General features: G+C 64.9%; 24 protein-coding genes. 15 read left to right on the plus strand and 9 right to left on the minus strand.

Features of this window, described 5'->3' with window-relative positions; translation table 11 throughout:
* Nucleotides 1-2 precede the first annotated feature (2 nt).
* The 4 genes from OC450_RS16785 to OC450_RS16800 are packed head-to-tail and all read left to right on the plus strand — an operon-like array spanning nt 3 to nt 4,640.
* On the plus strand, nt 3-1,661 hold the full coding sequence (locus OC450_RS16785) for a hydantoinase B/oxoprolinase family protein (protein WP_262048293.1): 1,659 nt from the start codon (nt 3-5) through the stop codon (nt 1,659-1,661).
* A 40-nt stretch (nt 1,662-1,701) separates the two neighbouring features.
* Nucleotides 1,702-2,700 carry a TRAP transporter substrate-binding protein gene (locus OC450_RS16790; RefSeq protein WP_211382187.1) on the plus strand — a complete coding sequence of 333 codons (999 nt, stop codon included), beginning with the start codon at nt 1,702-1,704 and terminating at the stop codon, nt 2,698-2,700.
* Nucleotides 2,701-2,710: 10 nt separating this feature from the next.
* Complete coding sequence (locus tag OC450_RS16795; protein ID WP_211382188.1) at nt 2,711-3,304, plus strand: TRAP transporter small permease subunit; 594 nt, start codon at nt 2,711-2,713, stop codon at nt 3,302-3,304.
* A 31-nt stretch (nt 3,305-3,335) separates the two neighbouring features.
* Nucleotides 3,336-4,640 (plus strand): TRAP transporter large permease, encoded by a 1,305-nt coding sequence (locus OC450_RS16800; protein WP_211382189.1) that lies wholly within the window; start codon nt 3,336-3,338, stop codon nt 4,638-4,640.
* A 47-nt stretch (nt 4,641-4,687) separates the two neighbouring features.
* Here OC450_RS16800 and OC450_RS16805 read toward each other — a convergent pair whose 3' ends face one another.
* Nucleotides 4,688-5,332, minus strand: coding sequence for a glutathione binding-like protein (locus OC450_RS16805; protein WP_211382190.1), 645 nt, complete (start codon nt 5,330-5,332; stop codon nt 4,688-4,690).
* 115 nt (nt 5,333-5,447) lie between these two features.
* On the opposite strand from OC450_RS16805, the gene OC450_RS16810 reads away from it, so the two are divergent.
* Nucleotides 5,448-6,092 carry a TetR/AcrR family transcriptional regulator gene (locus tag OC450_RS16810; protein WP_262048294.1) on the plus strand — a complete coding sequence of 215 codons (645 nt, stop codon included), beginning with the start codon at nt 5,448-5,450 and terminating at the stop codon, nt 6,090-6,092.
* Nucleotides 6,093-6,132: 40 nt separating this feature from the next.
* On the opposite strand, the gene OC450_RS16815 is transcribed toward OC450_RS16810, so the two are convergent.
* Nucleotides 6,133-8,100, minus strand: a complete 1,968-nt coding sequence (locus tag OC450_RS16815; protein WP_211382192.1) for a methyl-accepting chemotaxis protein — start codon at nt 8,098-8,100, stop codon at nt 6,133-6,135.
* Nucleotides 8,101-8,233: 133 nt separating this feature from the next.
* Entirely contained in the window at nt 8,234-9,199 is a 966-nt protein-coding gene (locus tag OC450_RS16820) for a 2-hydroxyacid dehydrogenase (RefSeq protein WP_211382193.1), read from the minus strand.
* Between the two features lie 144 nt (nt 9,200-9,343).
* On the opposite strand from OC450_RS16820, the gene OC450_RS16825 reads away from it, so the two are divergent.
* The 4 genes from OC450_RS16825 (at nt 9,344) to OC450_RS16840 (ending at nt 12,178) form a co-directional block, all read left to right on the plus strand.
* Nucleotides 9,344-9,712: a YciI family protein gene (locus tag OC450_RS16825; RefSeq protein WP_211382194.1), complete on the plus strand. Its 369-nt coding sequence runs from the start codon at nt 9,344-9,346 to the stop codon at nt 9,710-9,712.
* Nucleotides 9,709-11,010, plus strand: a complete 1,302-nt coding sequence (locus OC450_RS16830) for an RNA polymerase sigma factor (RefSeq protein ID WP_211382195.1) — start codon at nt 9,709-9,711, stop codon at nt 11,008-11,010. Before OC450_RS16825 ends, OC450_RS16830 begins: the two co-directional genes overlap by 4 nt.
* A gap of 176 nt (nt 11,011-11,186) precedes the next feature.
* Complete coding sequence (locus OC450_RS16835) at nt 11,187-11,723, plus strand: SRPBCC family protein (RefSeq protein ID WP_211382196.1); 537 nt, start codon at nt 11,187-11,189, stop codon at nt 11,721-11,723.
* 41 nt (nt 11,724-11,764) lie between these two features.
* Entirely contained in the window at nt 11,765-12,178 is a 414-nt protein-coding gene (locus OC450_RS16840) for a VOC family protein (protein ID WP_211382197.1), read from the plus strand.
* Between the two features lie 99 nt (nt 12,179-12,277).
* On the opposite strand, the gene OC450_RS16845 is transcribed toward OC450_RS16840, so the two are convergent.
* From OC450_RS16845 to OC450_RS16865, 5 genes are all read right to left on the minus strand, one after another.
* Nucleotides 12,278-12,631 (minus strand): hypothetical protein, encoded by a 354-nt coding sequence (locus OC450_RS16845; protein WP_262048295.1) that lies wholly within the window; start codon nt 12,629-12,631, stop codon nt 12,278-12,280.
* A 416-nt stretch (nt 12,632-13,047) separates the two neighbouring features.
* On the minus strand, nt 13,048-13,437 hold the full coding sequence (locus OC450_RS16850) for a hypothetical protein (protein WP_249128830.1): 390 nt from the start codon (nt 13,435-13,437) through the stop codon (nt 13,048-13,050).
* A 242-nt stretch (nt 13,438-13,679) separates the two neighbouring features.
* On the minus strand, nt 13,680-14,117 hold the full coding sequence (locus OC450_RS16855) for a hypothetical protein (protein WP_211382198.1): 438 nt from the start codon (nt 14,115-14,117) through the stop codon (nt 13,680-13,682).
* A gap of 34 nt (nt 14,118-14,151) precedes the next feature.
* Entirely contained in the window at nt 14,152-14,940 is a 789-nt protein-coding gene (locus tag OC450_RS16860; protein ID WP_262048296.1) for an SDR family NAD(P)-dependent oxidoreductase, read from the minus strand.
* A gap of 189 nt (nt 14,941-15,129) precedes the next feature.
* Nucleotides 15,130-16,794 carry a PAS domain-containing protein gene (locus OC450_RS16865; RefSeq protein ID WP_262048297.1) on the minus strand — a complete coding sequence of 555 codons (1,665 nt, stop codon included), beginning with the start codon at nt 16,792-16,794 and terminating at the stop codon, nt 15,130-15,132.
* A 328-nt stretch (nt 16,795-17,122) separates the two neighbouring features.
* Between OC450_RS16865 and OC450_RS16870 the strand changes: the two genes are divergently transcribed.
* From OC450_RS16870 to OC450_RS16895, 6 genes are all read left to right on the plus strand, one after another.
* On the plus strand, nt 17,123-17,485 hold the full coding sequence (locus OC450_RS16870) for a nuclear transport factor 2 family protein (RefSeq protein ID WP_262048298.1): 363 nt from the start codon (nt 17,123-17,125) through the stop codon (nt 17,483-17,485).
* A 167-nt stretch (nt 17,486-17,652) separates the two neighbouring features.
* Nucleotides 17,653-18,057 (plus strand): YciI family protein, encoded by a 405-nt coding sequence (locus OC450_RS16875; protein WP_262048299.1) that lies wholly within the window; start codon nt 17,653-17,655, stop codon nt 18,055-18,057.
* Nucleotides 18,058-18,115: 58 nt separating this feature from the next.
* The gene (locus OC450_RS16880) at nt 18,116-18,478 is read left to right on the plus strand and encodes a hypothetical protein (protein WP_211382203.1); all 363 of its coding nucleotides are present in this window, start codon (nt 18,116-18,118) and stop codon (nt 18,476-18,478) included.
* A gap of 94 nt (nt 18,479-18,572) precedes the next feature.
* Nucleotides 18,573-19,313: a TetR/AcrR family transcriptional regulator gene (locus tag OC450_RS16885; protein WP_211382204.1), complete on the plus strand. Its 741-nt coding sequence runs from the start codon at nt 18,573-18,575 to the stop codon at nt 19,311-19,313.
* A 121-nt stretch (nt 19,314-19,434) separates the two neighbouring features.
* The gene (locus OC450_RS16890; RefSeq protein WP_211382205.1) at nt 19,435-19,926 is read left to right on the plus strand and encodes a DUF2852 domain-containing protein; all 492 of its coding nucleotides are present in this window, start codon (nt 19,435-19,437) and stop codon (nt 19,924-19,926) included.
* Nucleotides 19,927-20,199: 273 nt separating this feature from the next.
* Nucleotides 20,200-20,457, plus strand: a complete 258-nt coding sequence (locus tag OC450_RS16895) for a hypothetical protein (RefSeq protein ID WP_211382206.1) — start codon at nt 20,200-20,202, stop codon at nt 20,455-20,457.
* A 101-nt stretch (nt 20,458-20,558) separates the two neighbouring features.
* Here the strand turns inward: OC450_RS16895 and OC450_RS16900 are convergent, their stop codons facing one another.
* On the minus strand, nt 20,559-21,722 hold the full coding sequence (locus tag OC450_RS16900; protein WP_262048300.1) for an acyl-CoA desaturase: 1,164 nt from the start codon (nt 21,720-21,722) through the stop codon (nt 20,559-20,561).
* Between the last annotated feature and the right edge of the window lie 197 nt (nt 21,723-21,919).

Genomic DNA, 21,919 nt, shown 5'->3' on the forward strand with positions numbered 1-21,919 from the left:
TCATGAGCAAGCCAAGCGGAACGAGCCTGATCGATCTCCAGATCATGTGGCACCGGCTGATCGCCGTGGTCGAGGAGCAGGCACAGGTCTTGCTGCGCACCGCATTCAGCCCGATCGTCCGCGAATGCGGCGACCTCTCGGCCGGCGTGTTCGACCTCAAGGGGCGGATGCTGGCGCAGGCGGTGACCGGTACGCCCGGCCACGTCAACTCGATGGCGGAATCGGTCAAGCATTTCATTGCCCGCTTCCCGATCGAGACGATGAAGGAGGGCGACGCCTACATCACCAACGATCCCTGGATGGGCACCGGCCATCTCAACGATTTCGTCGTCACCACGCCCTGCTTCAAGGACGGCAAGCCGGTGGCGCTGTTCTCCTGCACCAGCCATCTCATGGACATCGGCGGCATCGGCTTCGGGCCCGACGCCACCGACGTGTTCATGGAAGGGCTCTACATCCCCATGCTGAAGCTGATCGACCAGGGCGTCGTCAACGAGACGCTGATGGCGATGATCCGCACCAACACGCGGCTGCCGATCGACACCGAAGGCGACACCTATTCGCTCGCCGGCTGCAACGACGTCGGCTGCGAGCGCCTGGTCGAGATGATGAGCGAGTTCGGCATCGACACGCTCGACGAACTCGGCGACTACATCTGCGACCGCTCGCGCGAGGCCGTGCTCGCCGAGATCGCAAAATTGCCGAAGGGAAGCTGGCACAACACCATGGTCGTCGACGGCTACGACACGCCGGTCACGCTGGCCGCGACGCTGACGATCTCGGATACGGGCATCCATGTCGACTTCGACGGCACCACGGGCGCCTCGAAGTTCGGCATCAACGTGCCCCTGTCCTACACCACGGCCTACACCGTGTTCGGCCTCGGTTGCGTCGTCGCCTCGCAGATCCCGAACAATGCCGGCTCGCTCTCGCCGCTGACGGTGTCGGCGCCGGCTGGTGCCATCCTCAATGCGCCGAAGCCGGCGCCGGTGGCCTCGCGCCACATCATCGGGCAGATGCTGCCCGACGTCGTGTTCGGCTGCCTGCGCCAGATCATTCCCGAACGAGTGCCGGCGGAAGGCACCTCGTGCCTGTGGAATCTCAACGTGCGCGGCCAGACCCGTTCAGGCGCCGGCGGCAATTACGGATTCTCGATGGCGGTGACCTCCAATGGCGGCACCGGCGCGCGCTTTGCGAAGGACGGGCTGTCGGCGACCGCCTATCCCAGCGGGGTGCGCGGCACCCCGGTCGAGATCGCGGAAACGCAGACGCCGCTGATCTTCTGGCGCAAGGAGCTGCGCCCGGATTCCGGCGGGGCAGGGCGCACCCGCGGCGGCCTCGGCCAGATCATCGAGGTCGGCAGCGGCGTCGATGCGCCGTTCGACATCCTGGCGGCATTCGACCGTATTGATCATCCGCCGCGCGGTCGCGACGGCGGCCTTGACGGCGAGGCTGGTTATGTCGGCCTGAAGTCCGGAAAGAAGCTGCGCGGAAAAGGCTTTCAGCAGGTGCCGCCGGACGATCGCCTGGTGGTGCTGACGCCGGGCGGTGCCGGGATCGGCGATCCCCGGGAGCGCGCGCCGACAGCCGTCAACGACGATGTCGAGAGCGGCCTCGTATCTTCAGACAATGCAGTTGCAGTTTATGGGTCCGCGCGGTGACGAGCCGGGAAGCTTGCGCGCTAGCGAACGGAGAGAAGAGATGATCACGCGACGGAATTTCACCGCGGGCGCAGCGACCCTGCTTGCCGCGACCCAGATCCCCACCCGCGTACGGGCAGCGACGGTGAGTTGGGACATGTCGACGGTCTGGCCTGACGGCAATTTCCACACCCAGAATGCGTTCGCCTTTGCGGCAGAGGTCAAGAAGCAGACCGAAGGCGCGGTCGCGATCACCGTGAAGGCCGGCGGCCAGCTCGGCTTCAAGGGCCCCGAGCATCTGCGCGCCGTGCGCGACGGTCTGGTGCCGCTCGCCGACGTCCTCAACATCCAGCAGGTCGGCGACGAGCCCTTCATGGGCGTCGAGAGCATTCCGTTCCTGTGCGGCTCGATGGACGAATTGAAGGTGCTGCACAAATATGTGCGGCCCGAATACGAGAAGGTCGCCGCGCGCAACAACCAGAAGATCCTCTACATCGTGCCGTGGCCGACGCAGTACCTGCATCTCAAGGTCAAGGTCGCCGACGTCGAGGGTCTGAAGAACATCAAGATCCGCGTGCCCGACAAGGGGGCCGTCGACATGCTGGCCGCCATTGGCATGGCGCCCGTGATGATTCCCTGGGGCGAGACCATTCCCGCGCTGGCCTCGGGCGCCGTGTCAGGCGTCTCCACATCTGCGGTGTCGGGCGTCGACGGCAAGTTCTGGGAATTCCTGAAATACGTCTACCCGACCAACCACGTCTGGTCTTCGCAGATGCTCACGGTCAATCTCGACTCCTGGAAGGCGCTCAGTGCGGATCAGCAGAAGCTCGTCGCGGACATCGCGGCGAAAATGGAGCCGGGTTTCTGGGCGAACTCGCTCAAGGCCGACGTTGACAGCCTCAACCGCCTGAAGGAAGGCGGCATGGAGGTGGTGCCGGTCTCGGAGGCGATGATCACGGACATCCGAGCGAAGACCGCGCCGCAGCTCGACGCCTTCCTCAAGCGCGTGCCGGCGGCCGACAAGCCGGTGCGGGCCTATCTCGCCGAAATGAAGCGCTGAGGGCATCACCTTGGTGAGTATCTCGCCCGAAGCTCCGCAAAGCCTCAACGCAGCGGCGCCGGCGCCGCTGCGCATCCTGCTCGACGGCATCGACCGTCTCGGCCGGCTCGACGGCTGGATCGGCGGCGGCTGCCTGCTGTTGCTGACGCTGTTGATGCTGTGCGAGGTCGCCACCCGCTTCCTCTCGAACTTCCTCTCCTTCTTCCCGCCGACCATCTCGATCGCGTGGGAATATTCCTCCTACCTGATGGCAGCGTCCTTCACCTTCGGCGCCGCCATGACGCTGCGCGTCGGCGGCCACATCCGCGTTGTCCTGCTCCTGAAGAACGTTCCCGCGCCGTTTCAGCGCGTGATCGAGATCCTCTCGGCCGCTGCCGGCTTCGCTTTCATGGCGTTCCTGACCTCGGCCATGGCAAAATTCGCCTGGGGTGCCTTCATCCGCGGCCAAGTCTCGACCTCGAGCGATACTCCGCTGTGGTTTCCGCAAGCCGTCGTCGCCTTCGGCATGCTGCTGCTCACGCTGCAGTTCCTGGCGCGCGCGATCCAGGCCACGCTCGGCCTGCCGCTGGAGGATCACCGCATGAAGGCCTCGCCCGTCGAATGATCGTTTTGCCCGCTACCGGATTCAAGATCGCATGACCATCGAAGTCGTCGCCCTGTTCGCGATCCTGTTTGCGCTGCTGGCATGCGGCGTGTGGATCGGCCTCACGCTCGCGCTGACCGCCACGCTGCTGCTGGCGATGTTCCGCTCGATCCCGCTCGACAAGCTGCTGCCGCAATATGCCTGGAACATCCTGACCACGCAGGAGCTGCTGGCGCTGCCGCTGTTCATCCTGATGGGCGAGCTGCTGTTTCGCACCCGCCTGTCGCGCTCGCTGTTCCAGGGCCTCGCGCCCTGGGCCGGGCTGCTGCCGGGCCGCCTGCTGCATGTGAACGTGATCGGCTGCACCATCTTCGCGGCGATCTCCGGCTCGTCGGCCGCGACGACGCAGGTGATCGGCCGCATGTCGCTCAACGAGCTGACACGCCGCGGCTATTCGCGAGATATCGCGATCGGCTCGCTCGCCGGCGCCGGCACGCTCGGCTTTCTGATCCCGCCGTCCAACATCATGATCATCTACGGCGTGCTCGGCGACGTCTCGATCTTGAAGCTTTTCACCGCCGGCGTCTTGCCCGGCCTCTTGCTGGCCGCCACCTTCATGGGCTGGGTGATGCTGCACACGACCTTTAACCGCACGCTGGTGCCTGAGTCGGAAGCAAAGCTCTCGCAGGTGTCGTGGGGCGAGCGTTTCGCGGCGCTGAAGGATCTCGCACCGGCGCTGTTCCTGATCGCCTGCGTGCTCGGCTCGATGTATGGCGGGCTGGCGACGCCGTCGGAGGCTGCCGCCGTCGGTGTGCTCGGCGCGGCGCTGGTCGCCTGGGCGCAGGGCTCGATGTCGCAACAGGTGGTGCGCGACGTGCTGATCGGATCCGTCGTCACCTGTTCGATGATCGCGCTGATCGTGCTCGGCGCCTCGATCCTCGGCAACGCGGCCGCCTTCCTCGGCATTCCGCAGGCGGTCGCGGCCTTCGTCAAGGGCCTGGGGCTGTCGCCCTTCATGCTGATCGTGGCGCTGATCGTCTTCTATCTTGTCCTCGGCTGCTTCCTCGACGGCTTCTCGATGATCGTGATGACGCTGCCAATCGTGCTGCCGATCGTGAAGGGCGCGGGCTTCGACGAAATCTGGTTCGGCATCTTCATCGTGCTCGCGGTCGAGATGGCGCAGATCACCCCGCCGGTCGGCTTCAACCTGTTCGTCATCCAGGGCCTGACCGACGATGGCCTCGGCTACATCGCGCGCGTCACCATGCCCTACCTCATCATCATGGTCGGCTTCGTGCTGCTGCTGACGCTGTGGCCCGGCATCGTCACGATCCTGCCAAGAGTGCTGTACGGATAGCGCCGCCCCGGCCGTGAGGCCGGGACAGCGTCTCGATCGTTCAGTCCTTACGCCGCGGCCTTCTTCCGCGCCTGTTCGGCCTTGTACAGCTCGAATTCCTCTGCGATCGCCTTCGCAACCGACGGCCGCTGGCGCAGGCGCTCGTAATAGGCCTTCACGTTCGGCCATTTGGCGAGCTCGATCGGCGGCGTCGCCATGGTCCAGTTGATGACCGTGACGAGATAGGCATCGGCGACGCTGAAATGGTCGAGCAGGAAGTCGCGCCCCTTCAGGTAGTTGTCGAGATAGTCGAGCCGCGACAGGTTCTTCTCCAGCGCATACGCCTTGGTTTCCTGCGGCGCCTTGCGGTCGAGCACGGGGATGAACAGGCCCTTGTGCAGCTCGGTGCCGATGAAGCAGAGCCATTGATGCAGCCGGGTGCGATCGATGCCCGCTGCCGCGCCGAGCCCGGATTGCGGGAAGCGGTCTGCGACATATTGCAGGATGGCGGCGTTCTCGGTCAGCACCACGCCCTCGTCGGTGCGCAGCGTCGGCACCAGGCCGATCGGGTTCACGGTGCGGAAATCGGTGCCGTCGTTCAGCACTTTCTTGGTCGGCGGATCGACTTCGAGATAGTTCGCCTCGGCACCGGCTTCGTACAGCGCGACGCGGGTCGCCATCGAACAGGCGAGCGGCGAGAAATAGAGATCCATCTGTAGCCTCCTTGGGCAATTCCTCGATGTGACTTTTGGATGTCGCTCAACCTGGCCAGATTGATTTTTGTACTGTCTTGCATAATATAAGGCGGGTCAAGGATTATTTTGCGAAATGGTACAAAAATCGAAACCGCCAACTGCTGCCGGCGAACCCAAGCGCCGTGGGCGTCCGCGCACTTACGAGCCCGAGATCGCGCTCGGCAAGGCGCTCGACCTGTTTCGCAGGCAGGGGTTCGCCGCGACCTCGCTCGACGATCTCAGCGAAGCCACCGGCATGAATCGCCCAAGCCTCTACGGCGCCTTCGGCGACAAGCGTGAGCTCTACATCAAAAGCTACCAGCGCTACCGCGAGGAAGCGCGTGCCTCGATGGTGGAGATTTTTCGCCAGGAGATGCCGGTGCGCCAGCGGCTGGAGCGCATCTTTGCCTCCGCGCTGAACATTTATCTCTCAGGCGAAACCGGCCCGCGCGGTTGCTTCACGGTGGTGACGGCGGCATCCGAAGCCGTCGGCGATCCCGAGATCCGCGCGATGGTGCTCGATGGCCTGTCGGAGCTCGACAAGGCGTTTGCGAGCTGCTTCCGCCGCGCAAAAGAGAAAGGCGAGCTGCCGGAGAGCGCCGATCCGGCCGTGCTGGCGCAAGTCGCGTCCGCAACCGTGCACTCGATCGCCATTCGTTCGCGGGCGCGGGTGTCGCGGAAGGATCTGGAAGCGATCGTCAAGGGCGCGATCGACGTGATGGTGGGCGCTAAATGCTGAGCCGGGATGACGGCGAGTATGCGGCGCGATCCCGCGCCTGCTACGCCGCGCGGATATGCGCCAGGAAACGATCCACCTCGTCGCGCAGCCGCTGCGACTGTTTTGACAGCTCGATCGCCGAGCCCAGCACTTCCTGCGCCGCCGTACCGGTCGCGGCGATGCCGGCGGTGACGCCCGCGATGTTCTGCGAGACCTCGCCGGTGCGGGCGGCTGCCTGCTGGACGTTCTGCGCGATCTCCTGTGTCGCCGTGCCCTGCTGGCCGACGGCCGCCGCAATGGCCGCCGAAATCTCGTCGACCTGCTGGATCGTCGCGCAGATCGACTGGATACCGTCCACCGCGCCGGTCGTCTCGCCCTGCACGGCCGTCACCTGCGCGCCGATCTCCTCGGTCGCTTTCGCGGTCTGGGTCGCCAGCGCCTTCACCTCGGAGGCGACCACGGCAAAGCCGCGGCCGGCTTCGCCCGCGCGCGCCGCCTCGATGGTCGCGTTGAGCGCGAGCAAATTGGTCTGCCCCGCAATGCCGTTGATGAAGGAGACGACGTCGCCGATCTTCTGCGCGGCATCTGCCAGGCTCTGCACCCGTGCGTTGGACCTTTGTCCATCGCTGGCGGCCCTGCCGACGACTTCGGTCGCATGCGCAAGGCGGCGGCTGATCTCGGTCATCGACGACGACAGCTCTTCGGCAGCGGCTGCGACCGTCTGAACGTTTTCCGATGCGAGGGCCGAGGCCGACGATACCGTGCCGGTCTGCTGCCGCGACTGCTCGACGATGGCCGACATCGAGCGCGCCGTGTGCTCCATCTCGACCGCGGCCGAGGAAACCGTGGTGACGACGTCCCGGATGCTGGCTTCGAAATTGTCGGCGAGCGCGGCGAAGGCGCGCCGCTTCTCCGATTCGGACCGGGCCTTGGCCTCGAGCTGATCGGCCTGGAGCCGATTGAAGTTGACGGCGTTGTCGCGGAAGACCGCGACCGCCTTCACCATCTCACCGACCTCGTCATTGGCCTTGCTGGTGGGGACGGCGACGTCGAGGTGTCCGTCCGCGAGCTCGCGCATCACGCGTGTGATGGAGAGGATCGGGCGCGAAATGCTGCGGGCGATGAGATAGCCGACGATCGCGGCGAGCACGAGCCCGAGCGCGGCGATGCCGAATGCCAGCAGCCAGGCACGGTCGGCGGAGGCCACATAGTCGGCATTGTCCATCACCAGCTCGACCGCGCCGAGCGGCTTGCCGGAAAAATCCTTGATCGGTCCGAGCAGCGCGGCCACCGGCGTGGTGTCGAGCCTGGCCTGCCGGACCGTGAAGTCGCCGCCGGTGGCGCGGCCGTAGTCGGCAGCGTCGAAGAAGCTCTTGCCCTTCAGCGTGCCGCCGAACAGCTTGAAGCCCGCGCCGTCGGCGAGATGGAAGGCGACGTCGACATGGCGGTTGGTCTTGAAGTCGTCGAGGAAGGACTGGCCGAAGGTCAGGCCGAACTCCACCGAGCCGAGATGCTTAGCCCCTTGCGCGATCGGGACCACGCCGCGGATACCGAGCCCGGCCACGCCGCCTTCGAGGCCGACCACGACCCTGTGCTCCTGGTTGGCGACGACGACGGTCTTGCGGAAGCCGGACAAGTCGTCGCCGAATTTGGCGGGCTGATGCACGCGCAGGAACGAGGTCGCCGGCGCCACGTGGAACTGGAACTGATCGACGCCGTACTCCGACTTGGTTGCGGCAAAGACCGGCCCGAACAGGCCGATCAGGGCGTTGCGATCCTGTTTGGCCATTGCGTCCTGCGTCGCCGGCATCGCGGCGACGATGGCGCTCATGGCGGCGGCGCGGTGGGACTCTTCCGCGATCCGCGATTGCAGCGCGTCGTAATGGCTGCGCAGCTCGCGCTGGTCGGCGCGGTCGATGATCCCTGAGATGATCCACATTGCCCCGAGCACGGCAAACAGGGCGGTCGCCGCCGCCGTCACCGCCAGCGCAACCGTAATCCGCATCCTGAGGCCGAGGCTCGTCCGCATGTCCGACTCGTTCTTTGACCGTTGGTAAAGAACGACTATCAACTTCTCGCTAAGAGAGGATGAACGGGATACCGGCGGAGCGGTGTGCTTGTGGGGTGCCGGCTATCGGCCAAGGCCGCATCGCCGGCGAGCCCTAATACCCCCGCGTCCGGTCCACGACGTTCTCCAGCGTCCCGCCCGCCTCGAACCGGGCGATCTGCTCGGCGACATAGGCCGAGATTGCGTCCGCATCAGTGTCGGCGGCGTTGTGCGGGGTCAGCAGCACCTTCGGATGGGTCCAGAACCGGCTTTCCTTTGGCTGCGGCTCCTGCACGAAGACGTCGAGTGAGGCGGCGCCCAGCGTACCGTCGTCGAGGCAGGCCAGGATGTCGGCCTCGTTCTGCAGGCCCCCGCGGCCGGCATTGATCAGCACGGGCGCGCCGAGCGGGCTCTTGCGGTTGAGCTTGGTGAAGACGTCGCGGTTGAGGATGCTGTGCGTATCGGGCGTCAGCGGCAGCAGGCTGACGAGGATGTCGGTCTTGCGCAGGAACGCATCCATTCCGGCCGTGCCATGAAAGCACTCGACGCCTTCGATCGTCCGCGGGCTGCGGCTCCAGCCGGCGACGCGGAAGCCGAGCCGGCGCAGCACGTCGGCCGCATCGGCGCCCAGCGTGCCCAGTCCCATCACACCGACCGTCACAGCGCTCGCCGGCCACTGATATTGCGGCTCCCAGCGCTTCGCGCGCTGCGAGTCACGCAGATAAAGCTCCTGGCGGTGGTGCATCAGCACGTGCAGCACGACGTATTCTGTCATGCGGTTGGTCAGATCGGGGACGGCGACGCGCACCAGCGGCACACCGGGAAGGCTCATGTCCGCCATCAGCGCATCGACGCCGGCGCCAAGATTGAAGATCGCGCGCAGATTGGGGAATGCGCCGAGGTCGCCCGGCACCGGTTTCCACACCGCGGCGTAGTGCACCTCGGCCGGATCGAGCCCGGCATCCGGCAGCAGCACCACGCGGCGGCCGCCGCAGACGGCATCGAACCGGGCCTTCCAGCGCTCGGGCAGCCAGTTCTGCTGCGTGCTGTTGATCAGGACGGCCAGTGTGCCTTTGGTCATTCGAAGTGCCTCGCCGGGTTCCGCTCAAGAAGGCCCTCCTTGGCACGATCTGCCGGATTTTTCTTGCAAATTTTTTCCGCAGCCCTGTCGGGGCGGGGCATATTGGATCGTCTTCAAAACAAGAGTTCGGGGAAGGTACTGCCCATGCTTTACGCGATCCTTTGCTATCACGATGAAGACTTCGTCGGCTCCTGGAGCAAGGACCAGGATGAAGCCGTGATGAAGAAGCTCGCCGTGGTGCAGGAAGGTCTGGCCAAGCAGGGCAGGCTCGGTCCGGTGGCGCGGCTGCTGCCGACCACGGCCGCGGCGACGCTGCGCAAGGAGGACCCGCCGCTGGTGCTCGACGGGCCCTATGCGGAGACCAAGGAGCAGTTGCTCGGCTTCTACATCGTCGACTGCAAGAGCCTCGACGAGGCGCTCGACGTTGCGCGCGACCTCGGCTCGGCCAATCCCGGCGGCGCCTATGAGGTGCGCCCCGTCGGCGTGTTCAGGCCCGGAGGAAATCTCACGTGAGCGAGGCCGACACCGCCTGGATCGAGACCGCGCTGACCTCGGCGCGACCGCAGGCGGTAGGCGCGCTGCTCCGTTATTTCCGCGATCTCGACACCGCCGAAGAGGCCTTCCAGAACGCCTGCCTGCGCGCGCTGAAGACCTGGCCGCAGAACGGGCCACCGCGCGATCCCGCGGCCTGGCTGATCCTTGTCGGCCGCAACGTCGCGATCGACGAGGTGCGCCGCGCCCGCAAGCAGACGCCGTTGCCGGAGGACGACCAGGCCATCTCCGACCTCGACGATGCCGAAGGTGCGCTCGCCGAAAGGCTCGACGGCTCGCATTACCGCGACGACATCCTGCGGCTGATGTTCATCTGCTGCCATCCAGGTCTGCCGGCGACGCAGCAGATCGCGCTGGCGCTGCGCATCGTCTCCGGTCTCACCGTGAAGCAGATCGCGCGCGCCTTCCTGGTTTCGGACGCGGCGATGGAGCAGCGCATCACGCGCGCCAAGGCGAAGGTCGCGGAGGCCGGGACGCCGTTCGAGACGCCGGGCGCGGTCGAGCGCTCCGAGCGGCTCGCCGGTGTCGCCGCGATGATCTACCTGATCTTCAACGAGGGTTATTCGGCCAGCGGCGACACCGCAGAAATCAGAAAGCCGCTCTGCGAGGAGGCGATCCGGCTGGCGCGGCTGCTGCTGCGGCTGTTCCAGAGCGAGCCGGAGATCATGGGGCTCACCGCGCTCATCCTGCTGCAGCATGCCCGCAGCGCCGCGCGCTTTGCCGCGGACGGCACGCTGATCCTGCTGGACGACCAGGACCGTTCGCTGTGGAACGGCACCATGATCGCGGAAGGCCTCGCGCTGATCGACAAGGCGATGCGCCACCGCCGCAGCGGGCCCTACCAGATCCAGGCTGCGATCGCCGCGCTGCATGCGCGCGCAGCAACGCCGGAGGAAACCGACTGGGCCCAGATCGACCTGCTCTATGGTGCGCTGGAGGTGGTGCAGCCCTCGCCGGTGGTGACGCTCAACCGCGCGGTCGCGGTCTCCAAGGTGCGCGGACCGCAAGCCGCGCTCGACCTGATCGAGCCGCTGGCGCCGAAACTCGCCAGCTACTTCCATTTCTACGGCGTGCGCGGCGCCTTTCTGATGCAGCTCGGCCGCAGCGACGAAGCCCGCGTCGCCTTCGACCGCGCCATCGCTCTCGCCAACACGTCCGCGGAAGCTGCCCACATCCGCATGCATCTCGATCGCCTGATCCGGGACAGCCAGCCGAAGGGCGCCAATGGCGGCGCCAGGCAGGGCGCGAAGGCGAAGTAGGCATACCGTCTCCGCCGTCATGCCCGGCTTGTCCCGCGCATCCATGCCCTCCGCCGGCACCGGGAACGTTGATGGCCGGGACAAGCCCGGCCATGACGGTCTTCAAAATTATTCATTTCGTCTTGTCGGGCGCAACCGGCTCTCTTCGTCCTAAGCCCGTATCCAGGGAGCCATTCATGCTGAAAGCCATTGCCATCATCGCCATCCTGCTCGCGGCCGGAATCGTGAGCGTACTCGTCTTTGCCTTGACGAAGCCCGACACATTCCGCGTCGAGCGCAGCCTCGCCGTGAAGGCGCCGGCCAATGCGATCTATCCCCTGGTTGCCGATTTCCATCGCTGGACGGCCTGGTCACCCTATGAGGGCCGCGATCCCGCGATGAAGCGCAGCTTCGGCGGAACTGCGGAAGGAAAGGGCGCGACCTATGCGTGGGACGGCAACAACAACGTCGGCTCCGGTCATATGGAGATCCTCGAGGCCAGTGCGTCGTCAAGGCTTCGGATCAAGCTCGATTTCGAGCGTCCCTTCGAAGGCCACAACACCGCGGAGTTCACCTTTGTGCCGCAAGGCGATGCCACATTGGTCACGTGGGCGATGTCCGGCCCGGCCCCGATCCTGTCCAAGGTCATGCAGGTGTTCATCAATATGGACACCATGATCGGCAAGGATTTCGAGGCGGGCTTGGCCAGCCTGAAGAAGCTCACCGAGAAGTAGCACCCTCACGGCCCAAGGAAGCGAAGAAGAGGAGAGAAACGATGCTCAATCCCTATCTTTTCTATCAGGACACCTGCGAAGCGGCGTTCAATTATTACGCCAAGGCTCTCGGCGGCAAGATCGAAGCGATGATGCGTTCGTCGGAGGCGCCGCCGGACATGGCGGCCGCGCCCGGCCGCGAGAAGACGATCATGCATGCGCGTATGTCGCTGCCCGGCGGCAGCGTGCTGATGGCCTCGGACGCGCCGCCCGAGCATTTTAAGAAAGCCCAGGGCTTTTCGGTCTCGCTGACGGTCGCGGACCCCGCGGAAGGCGAGCGCAAGTTCAACGCGCTCGCCGATGGCGGTAGCGTCACCATGCCCTTCAGCAAGACGTTCTGGGCCAAGGGCTTCGGCATGTGCGTCGACAAGTTCGGCATTCCCTGGATGGTGAACTGCCCCGCCGAGGGAATGTGACGGACGCGATCGCCTGACGCGCGAACAGGTCATCCCTCTCTTTGCCGTTGCGGGAGAGGGAGACTTGTAACGTGCGGCGGATCCGGCCCGCGTGCTCGCTCAGCGGACCGACCCGGTTACGTCGATTCCCGGTGACGGGGCTGACGGAACGCAGCGAGGGCAGATCACGAGCTTGGTGCCGAGCTGCCTGTCGTTTTCCGCTTCGATCTCGTCATGGACCACCCACCACGCCTCGGAGTACGGGCGCAAGGTGCCGAGCACTCTTTCCCGCTCCTGGTTTGAATCACGCTCCGCAGGAGCTTGGCTCGCCACACGACGCTTTGTGACGGAGGGTCGATTCGGATCCTGACCGAGGCCGTCCCATGCAATCGGACGGCGCTCCTGCGCAGGCGCGACTGCGCATCCCATCAGCGTTGCGCAAAAAGTAAGCAAGATGAAGCCGTGTCGCATCATGGCGGACCCCTGGTGCGGTACGCGACACACAAACTCCGCATGCGGATACTTGCATCGTGACCGTTAAATGGAACCTAAGGGAAACGCGTGGCCGGAATGGCTGAATATGATTCTTGCTCTGACATCACATTGCGAGAGCAGTGCGGCCGCTTCGTGAAATGATGTGGACCGCATCGCACAACAACTGGCGCAATATTGGGCTGTGAACCCCGAGACAGAATCGCTAATAATTTCTTCATAAATTCTACAAACTGGGGTGGGCGTAACTTGGAAGGGAGCGACCGATGGCGGCGGCGCTACAAATCAATTTTGCACTTTGGGGCATGCTCATCTGCGCGAGTCTGGAATTGGCGCAGGCGATCCAGAGGCTCTATTAGGGCCTGACCATGCGCGAGACCGGCGCAATCGCTTGCGTGCTAGCTCACGAGCAGTGCGATGAGCGTGAAGCTGACACTTGCGATCACGATCATCGAGACGATGTAGTTGCGCGGCTGAGCCGTACGCGCGGGCGGTCGCTGCCGTCGCGGTGGCTCGCTGATTTGCCGGACCGGCTCCGTCGGTGCGCCCCCGGCCTCTGCGCCCGAGCCGATATATTTCACATAAAGCTCGAGCAGTCGCAGCTCGGACGCCAAATCCATCAGGCCCTCGCGGTCGCGCCGCGACAGCAATTCGAATTCGACGGTTTCTTCGGAGCTCAGTTGGCCAAGGACGATGCGTCCCCGGTCCGAGAGGCGGTAGTGGAAATCGAGGGGCTGCATAGCCTGCGACCCGTTTGAAAATGAGTAATCCCGAAAATGCGGAGCCATCGTAGTCTGCGACCACTGCTGGGATTGTGACGGCCCCGTGGCCATCGCGATCCGGCAGCGGCCTCAATCTGGACGGCACCATCATAGAGATTCAGGAAAGGCCGGAAACCGCATAAATTTGGCAGGCATTGCGAAGCGCTTGAGCGAATTTGGCACCCGCAGAGCCGGAATATCGCGAGATTGCCTAATCGTCGGACAGCGGCGGATGCAACATGGTCAGGCTGCGCGGACTCGCCTGATCCTCACCGGCAGCGCGGATAGATTGCGGCGAGGTCGCGCCCCTTCAACAAAAGCAGCCGCGACGAGAGGCCACCGCGGCGGCTGATCCAGTCGCGCACCGGACCGGGATAGGCTTCCAGCACCGCGTCGGATGCTTCCGGCTCGGCATAGAAGCGTCCATGCCGGTCGACCGAGCGCGCTGCATGGAAGCCGAGCACGGCCCGCTTCGTGACGCAGATGCGCTCACCCGGCACGATGCTCAGCACCAGCGTGCAGGCGGAGAGGCAGGGACCGTCGATCACCACGCGCTCGCCGCTCTCGCGCACCTTCTCGAACAAATCGAGGAATGGTCCGACCCGTCCGCCCGGCGACTGGATGATGCGGATTTCGGCTGACGCCGGTGCCGAGGCGAGGATGGTCGCTGCGAGCGTCAGGGCTTTGAGCAGGAACACGCGTCGCATGGAGCACTCCACAAGCTCGATCCCTGCAAATAATCTATCCGTTCCGGCGCTGCCCGCGCAACGTCGGCAGGCCGATGCCCGCCGCATCGAAGCCGCCATCGACGGCCAAAATCTGGCCGGTGATGTAGCTCGATCGGTCCGAGCACAGGAAAAAGATCGCTTCGGCGAGTTCCTCTTCCAGGCCGTAGCGGTTGAGCGGAACGGCGTCGTGATAGTCGGCGCGGATCTCGGGGGTGTGTACCTGCTTCGCCATCGCGGTGTCGACCGGCCCCGGCGCGACCGCATTGACGCGGATGTTGAGGGCGGCGAGCTCGACCGCGAGCTGCTTGGTGAGATGCGCGAGACCCGCCTTGCTGGTGCCGTAGGCCGAACGCAGTGTCGAGGCGCGCACCGCCGAGATCGAGGTGATGTTGACGATGGCGCCGCCATTGCCGTCGCGCATCAGCGGCACCGCCGCCTTGGTGCAGAGGAACGGGCCGGTGAGGTTGACCGCCATGATCCTGTTCCAATCGGCGTCGCTGGTCTCCAGCACCGGCGCGAACACGGCGACGCCGGCGTTGTTGACGAGGGCATCGAGCCGGCCGAAGCGGCTCATGACCGCGGCCATCGCAGCTCCCACGGCCGCTGCGTCGGAGACGTCGCAGGTGATCGCCAGAGTCGCCTCGGCCTGGCCGATCCCGGCGACCGCGCGGCCGAGCAGCTCGCCCTCGATGTCGAGCAGCGCCACGCGCCAGCCTTCGGCCAGGAACTTCTTCGCGGTCGCAAGCCCGATGCCGCGCGCGGCTCCGGTGACGAGGGCAATTTTTTGCGGGGCTTGCGGCATCGGCTGATCTGTCCTGTGTCGAAAAGGCTGGTCGCGCGTGAGCACGCCTTCCTTTTACTTCGCTTTCATGCCGGCGAGGAAGACCAGATCATACCCCTCGAACGAATGCGTCTGCGCGGACGATCCACGTCCGTCACCCTGCGAGGCTCACCGTGCTGCGCACGGCGAGTGCGGGTGCACAGTTCTTGCCTATGACAGCTCCGCCGAGGCGCGCTGCATGTTGGCCGACATGTCCGAGGTCACGATGCTCTGCTCCTCGACCGCGGCGGCGGTGGAGGCGATGAACTCGTTGACGCCGGCGATCGCAACCTTGATCGCGGTGAGCGAGCTTGCCACGTCGCCGGAGATGGTGTTCAGCGCGTCGATCTCGGAGGTGATGGTGTCGGTTGCCTGCTTGGCCTGGTTGGCGAGGCTCTTCACCTCGGAGGCGACCACCGCGAAGCCGCGGCCGGCCTCGCCCGCGCGCGCCGATTCGATCGTGGCGTTGAGCGCGAGCAGGTTGATCTGGCCGGTGATGCCGGAAATCATCTCGACGATGCCGCTCATCGCCTGCGCCGCCGTGTTCAGCCGCTGCGCCTGGCCGTCCGCGGCCTCGACGCGGGTGGTCGCGACCTTGGAGGTCTCGCGCGACTTCGCCATGGTTTCGGAGATCTCGCGGATCGAGGCGCTCATCTGCTCGCTGCCGGCCGCGACCGCCTCTATCAGTCCGCGCGCATTGTCGGCCTTCTTGCGGCCGATCGCCTGCGCGGTGATGTCGGTGGCGTATTTCACCACCTTGTACGGCCTGCCGTTGAGGTCGAGGATCGGATTGTAGGAGGCCTGGATCCAGATCTCGCGGCCGCCCTTGGCGATGCGCTTGTATTCGGCGGCCTGGTATTCGCCGCGGTTGAGCGTCTCCCAGAACTGGCGGTAGGACGCCGCGTTCTTCTCATCCGGCTCGACGAACATGGAGTGGTGCCGCCCCTTGATCTCCTCCAGCGAATAGCCCATCGCCTTGAGGAAGTTCTCGTTGGCGGTGCGGATCGTCCCGTCCATGTTGAACTCGATCACCGCCTGCGATTTCTGGATCGCGGCGAGCTGACCGTCATTGTCGGCCGCCTTCATCTTCTGCGCTGTGACGTCGGTTGCGAACTTGACCACCTTGAACGGCTTGCCGGTCTCGTCGAGGATCGGGTTGTAGGTCGCCAGGATCCAGATCTCCTTGCCGCCCTTGCCGAGCCGCTTGTATTCGGCAGCCTCGAACTCGCCGCGGTTCAGCTTGGCCCAGAACGCGGCATAGGCCGCGCTGGCGCGGTCCTCGGGCGTCACGAACATGCTGTGGTGCTTGCCCTGGATCTCGTCGAGCGAATAGCCCATCGCGCCCAGGAAGTTCTCGTTGGCGGTGAGGATGGTGCCGTCCATCTTGAATTCGATCACGGCCTGCGCACGGTTGACCGCGGCGATCTTGCCGGCATCCTCCATGGTCTTGACCTTGTACGCCGTGATGTCGGTGGCGAACTTGATGAAGCTGATCACCTTGCCGCTCGGGTCGCGCAGCGGCGCGTAGGAGGCGTGGACCCAGACCTCCTTGCCGCCCTTGCCGAAGCGCTTGTATTGCGTGGTCTGGAATTCGCCCCGGTTCAGGCTGGCCCAGAAGTCGCGATAGCGGGCGCTCTCGCGTTCGGCCGGGCTGACGAAGATGCTGTGATGCTTGCCCTTGATCTCCGAGAGCGTATAGCCGCTCATCCTGAGGAGATTTTCATTGGCATCGAGAATGGTGCCGTCGAGGCCGAATTCGATCACGGCCTGCGAGCGATCGAGCGCTTCGACTTCCGCGATCGCGTGTCGGGTCTTGCTGCTTTGGAAATTGAACACGTGATGCTCCGCGCAATGTTCTTCGGAGCGAAGCGGCGGGTCGCCGCGCCGTCGCGCCTGCTTAGAAAAGTTGCACGAGCGTGTTGAGCAATTGTAAACCCTTGCAGCAGTTTGCGCCTGTTCCGTAGTTCCACGTGCGCGGCCATGTCGCTCTGGTTGCAGGCATTCCGGATTCATGTGCACGGCGGAGTTCATAGGCCGGGCAGTATTTGTACGGAGCGCAGATCGCAATATTTTTCGCGTCGTGGTGCCCGGAATACTCGTGCGCGATGTCGGCTCGGCCGCGCCTCGATCGTCTTCAGGACGATGCTGCTCACGGAACAAATCGATGACCGACCCCGAGCGCCTGATTCGAGACCTCTTCGCCGCCTATCTCGGCAACGACCGGCAACGGGTCGCCGACGCACTGGCGGACGATTTTCGCTTCACCAGCCCGTTCGACGACGACCTCGACAAGACGGCCTATTTCGGGCGCTGCTGGAAGGACACCGGCTGGATCGCGCGGCACGACATCGAGCGGATTTTCGTCCGGGGCGACGAGGCCTTCGTCACCTATCTCTGTCTGGCGACGGATGGCAGGAGCTTTCGCAACACGGAGTTCTTCACCTTCGCCGGCGGCAAGGTTCGCCGCATCGAAGTCTATTTCGGCGCTGCCCGGCAGGATGGGCGCTTCCTGCCGCAGTCGCGCTAGCGGCCGGCGCAAAATAATTCCCGACAGCCTGTCGGTTCCGTCAGGGTTGGTTCGTCTTGCAAGTGAGGGCTGGAGGTGAGGGCAGGCGGCTCGGGCCGTCGCTCCCCGTCCTTCCGGAGTGGCGCCTCGCCGTGCAACCCGGACGACAAAGCAAGCAAGGAATGCTCATGCGATTCATGATGCTGATGATCCCGCTCGGCTACGAGACCGCGCCGCCCGACGTTCAACTCGATCCCGAGCGGGTCGCGGCGATGATGCGCTACAACGAGGTGCTGAAGGACGCGGGCGTGTTGATCACGCTCGACGGCCTGCATCCGCCGTCGATGGGCGCGCGCGTCTCGTTTGCGGCCGGCGAGCCGCTCGTGACCGATGGTCCCTTCACTGAAGCCAAGGAAGTTTTGGGCGGCTATTGGATGATCGAGGTTGCCTCGCGCGCCGAGGCGATTGCCTGGGCCAGGAAGTGCCCGGCCTCGCCGAACGAAATCATCGAGATCCGCCAGGTGCAGGAGATGAGCGACTTTCCCCCCGACGTGCAGGAGGCCGCCGCCGGTTTCGGCGATCTGAAGAGGTAACCACAGCGGTCGCGAAGAAATCGCGGCTTCGTCAATCCATCAACAAAGGAGAGAACCGATGAGCACCGACACCTATCTCGCCGTTTTCCTCGGCAGCAAGACCAGCCCCAAATGGGCTGCGTGGAACGCGATGCCCGAGGCCGAGCGCAAGGCGAAGGAGCAGGCGGGCATTGCGGGCTGGAAGGGCTGGGTCGAAAAGCACCAGGGCGCGATCCAGGCCATGGGAGGTCCGCTCGGCAAGACCAAGCAGGTCGATGGCAAGGGCATCGCCGACATCGCCAACGAGATGGGCGCCTTCACGGTGGTGCGCGCCGCGTCCCATGAAGCCGCGGCGAAGATGTTCGAGAACCATCCGCACTTCGCGATCTTCCCCGGCGAACGCGTCGAGATCATGCCGGTCCTGCCGATCCCGGGCGGCTAGGACTTCGGCCGTCGCCCCGGACCGGGAGAATACGGTTAACCATCCCGGTCGCCGCTAGTGACCTTCGCGCCCGGCTCATGTAAAGCTCGTTCACATGAGCTGGCGCAAGGAGCAGCGCCGCGCCGAGCGCGGCTATCACCACGGCAATCTGAAGGAAGCCCTGTTGCAGGCCGCCCTCGGGCTGATTGCCGAGAAGGGCGCAGCCGGCTTCACATTTGCCGATGCCGCGCGGATGGCCGGCGTCAGCGCGGCAGCCCCGTACCGGCATTTCCGCGACCGCGACGAGCTGCTGTCCTCGATCGCGCAACGCGGTTTCGAGCAGTTCGAGGCGCGCCTGACCGCGGCCTGGGATGACGGGCGGCCCGATACCGTCACGGCGTTCGAGCGTGTCGGCCGGGCCTATCTCGCCTTCGCACGCGAGGAGCCCGCGTTCTACAATGCGATGTTCGAATCCGGCCTTCCGGTCGATGCCAATCCGGCGCTTCAGGCCGCCAGCGAGCGGGCTTTCAACATCATTCGCGCCGCGGCCGAGCGCCTGGCGGCGCTGGCGCCGCCGGGCACGCCGCGGCCGCCGGCGATGATGATGGCGCTGCACATCTGGTCGATGGCGCACGGCGTTGCCTCGCTGTTCTCGCGCGGCGATGCCGCGCGGCGCAAGCTGCCGATGTCGCCGGATGAGCTGCTCGAAGCCGAGGTGCTGATCTATCTGCGCGGTCTCGGTTTCCCGACCGACCGCCGTCCGCCGGCCAAGAGCGCCGAGCCGCCCCCGGTGCCGCCGGAGGCATCCTCCGGTTCCGGCGTGCCGCCCGGCGGTCCCTGGGGCAAGCCGAAATAAAGTTGCGCAAATAATTCCGAGACCCTGTCGGGCGGCCGGCTTGACAAAATCGCGGGATGATTTAGCTATGTAAATGTTATTTACATTCACAACGGCACTGTTGCCGTCATGGAGATGGGAAATGGCCTACACCGCTGATGTCAATCGCTGGCGCGGCCCTTCGGACCAAAACCAATACTACGAGCGTCCCCGCATGCTCGACACGCCATGGCATCCCGGCTGGATCGCCGTGACCATCCTCGGCTTCATCATCTGGTGGCCGATCGGACTCGCCCTTCTCTTTTTCACACTCGGGAGCAGAAAAATGGGTTGCTGGAGCCACCAGGATCGCTGGCAGAACAAGATGGAGCGGATGCAGTACAAGATGGACCGCATGCGCGGCCGCATGGAGCGCCACGGCTTCGGCTTTGGTTTCGGCCCGCCCTCGAGCGGCAACCGCGCCTTCGACGAGTACCGCACCGAGACGCTGCAGCGGCTCGAGGAAGAGCAGGTCGAGTTCAAGAACTTCCTCGACCGCCTGCGTCACGCCAAGGACAAGGAAGAGTTCGACCAGTTCATGGCGCAGCACAAGACGCGTCCGACCCCGCCGCCGACCGATCAGCAGCAAGGCTGATCCGGGGACCTCTCAAAGCCTTCAGGCACATGCCCCCAAAGTCCTGATGGCCCCGAGCCGCCCGCCTGCGCATCCCGCAGGCGGGCGGTTTGGTTTTTCACCTCGCTCCGCGTGCGGGGAGAGGTCGGATTGCATCGCAGATGCAATCCGGGTGAGGAAGTACAGGTCTCGCGACGATCTCATACGGGGAGTGGGAGCCGATAGAACCGGATCAGCTCGAGCCCCGACTAAGCCCTGAGCGCGCGCTTTGCTCGCGCATCCACGGGTAATGCCATGACGAACGCCGGACGCAAGCCGATCGGGCAGCGGATCGCTCTTCTCGAACGCGCGTCTGCGCTGTTCGACCGGTACGGTGCATCGGTGCCGCTCGCGATCGCGTTCCTCAACGGATGGCCGACGGAGATCAAATTCTATCCGGAGCTTGTGGTCGGCAACGCGTGGAAGGTTTTTCTCAGCCTCGCCCTCTACCAGCTCGCTGCGTTCGCGCTCAGGCGCGCCATCTCGTTCGCGGCACCGGACCTTGCCCCATGATCCTGCTCCGCGATTTCGCGCTCTTCGTCCTTCCCGTCCTCGTCGCGGCAGGCGGCTGGCTCTATGCGCTCAGCCTGCGCCGGCAGACCCGGCCGTGAGGTTCAGCGCGCCGTGGCGAGCTGCGCGCGAACCGATGTCAAAAAGTGTTCGTAGGCATGGTCCACGATCTCGTTGAGTGACCGCGTCCGCGCGAACATCGCCCTGGCCTCGGCGAGAAACTCGTCGCGGGTCGGGATCGCCGGCAGATGCAGATGCGTCAGCGCGTCGACGCCTTCATGCGCGCGATTGAGGATGTCGTGCAGCGTCGGCAATTGCATTTGGGCGAGGTCGGCCCGGCGCCGCGCCGACGAAATCGCGTGCGCGAGTTTCTGAGCATCGAACCGGGCGGCAAGCTCGCGCGCCGCCCGGTTGATGACGCGTGCGCCGAGCGGCTGCTCGTTGCGCAGCACCTGTTCGGGCGGCGCCTTCATGTTCCAGACGACGCCACACCAGGACAGGACCTTCAGGATGTAATAGGTCACGTCGATTTCCCACCAGCGAAAACCTTGTCGCACGCTGCTCTGGTAGGCGTGGTGATTGTTGTGCCAGCCCTCGCCCAGGGTGAACAACGCCAGCAGCCAGTTGTTGCGGGAATCGTCGCCGGTCACGTAGCGCTTGCGTCCATGCACGTGGGCGAGGGAATTGATGCAGAAAGTCGCGTGATAGAGCAGCACCGTGCTCCACAGGAAGCCCACGACCAGGCCCGACCAGCCCGCAACCAGGAAGCAGAGCACTGCGAGCACGATCGCCGGCAGCAGTTCGAGCCGATGCAGCGACATCAGCTCCGGGTAACGCGCGAGGTCGCCGACCTTCACGAGGTCGGTCCCGTCGTGCTCCCGATAAAAGATCCAGCCGAGATGGCTGTACAGGAAGCCGCGGTGTCGTGGGGAATGCACGTCGATTTCGGTATCGGAATGCAGATGATGGTGTCGATGCTTGGCCGCCCACCACAATACGCTCTTCTGCGCGGTGCTTTGCGCAAGGCAGGCCAGGATGAACTGAAACACCCGGCTGGTCGCAAAAGCCCGATGGGAGAAATAGCGGTGGTAGCCTGCTCCGATCGCAAACATGCGCACGCCATACAGTGACACGCAGATCGCGACGGCCTGCCACGTGATGCCCGTCCAGACGGCCGCCACGCAGCCGAGATGGACCAGCACGAACGGTATTGCGGAGGGGTACATGACGTCGTCGTGCTGGTCGTCGGCGGGCGCGTTGGGCGACATGTCTTGGCGTAACCTTTCTTGGCATGACCTTGGCTGAGGGATCCGGAATTCGTTGCGGCAGCGCCGAAGGCCGCCGGGTACGAAAAACCCGCGGATGGCGGACCATCGCGGGGGCTTGAACGAGATGTTTTGCCTGGACATCCCCGGCCGAAGCAGAGCTGGCCTGAAGTTCGCCGGACTATATGGTCCCGGCTGCC

It is taken from the genome of Bradyrhizobium sp. Bra78, assembly GCF_024519855.1.
GTDB lineage: Bacteria > Pseudomonadota > Alphaproteobacteria > Rhizobiales > Xanthobacteraceae > Bradyrhizobium > Bradyrhizobium japonicum_G.